The organism is Mesorhizobium sp. M7A.F.Ca.CA.001.04.2.1 (assembly GCF_003998485.1).
GTDB lineage: Bacteria > Pseudomonadota > Alphaproteobacteria > Rhizobiales > Rhizobiaceae > Mesorhizobium > Mesorhizobium ciceri.
In genome coordinates, this window is record NZ_RZQT01000288.1 from 1 (window position 1) to 1,051 (window position 1,051).

Sequence of the window (1,051 nt, forward strand, 5' to 3'; positions counted from 1 at the left end):
TAGAGCGGTTCACGACTTGATGGAATCGTAGGGGATTCCCGATTTGTGAGTTTTGTGATTCAAGATGCTGGCTGGAGTGGAGGCCAGCATCTGATGACGCGACCTTTTTCCAATGATCTTCGCGAACGGGTGGTGGCTGCGGTTTTGGGTGGCGAGAGCCGCCGCTCGGCCGCCAAACGGTTTGGCATTTCGATTTCCGCGGCGGTAAAGCTGCTGCAGCGCCATGGGACGACCGGTTCGGTGGCACCAGGCAAGATGGGTGGACATCGCAAGAGGGTGCTGGAGCCGCACCGTGCCTTCATCGAGGCACGTATACGTGAGACGCCGCATCTGACGCTGCACGGCCTGAAGGATGAGTTGGCCGGTCGCGGGGTCAAGGTCTCGCACAACGCGGTGTGGTTGTTCCTGCGCCGCGAGGGCCTGAGCTTCAAAAAAAACACTGTTCGCCCTTGAGCAGGCACGCGCCGATGTTGCCCGCAGGCGCCAACGATGGCGGTCCTGGCAGGCCGGTCTCGATCCGCAGTGTCTGGTCTTCATCGATGAGACCTGGATCAAGACCAACATGGCTCCACTGCGAGGTTGGGGGCCGAAGGGCAAGCGGCTGCGCGGCCTGGCTCCGCACGGGCACTGGCGCACGCTGACCTTCCTCGGCGCGCTACGCTGCGATCGGCTCGCTGCACCTTGCGTCTTCGACGGACCGATTAACGGCCAGTGCTTCCGCGCCTATGTCGAGCAGCAGCTCATCACCGTGCTGAAGCCCGGCGACATCGTGGTCATGGATAACCTGGGAAGCCATAAATCAGCGGCCATCAGGCAGATGATCAAAGCTGCCGGCGCCAGGCTTTGGTATCTACCGCCCTACTCGCCGGACCTCAATCCGATCGAGCAGGCTTTCGCCAAGATCAAACACTGGATGCGCCAAGCTCAGAAACGCACCGTCGAGGACACGTGGCGCCACATCGGCCACCTCGTCGAAACCATCGAGGCAGCCGAATGCAAAAACTACTTCGCAAAAGCCGGGTACGCTTCCGTCAAAACGTGAAACGCTCTA

General features: G+C 60.8%; 1 protein-coding gene. It reads left to right on the top strand.

The genetic code is table 11. The annotated features are described in order from the left end of the window. The first annotated feature begins 93 nt into the window (after positions 1–93). Positions 94–1,042, top strand: a protein-coding gene (locus EN955_RS34545) for an IS630 family transposase (protein ID WP_127218634.1) whose coding sequence is annotated in 2 segments (ribosomal slippage) — positions 94–429 and positions 431–1,042 — 948 coding nt in all. Because the reading frame shifts where the segments join, the coding sequence is not laid out codon by codon here. The last annotated feature ends 9 nt before the right edge of the window (positions 1,043–1,051 follow it).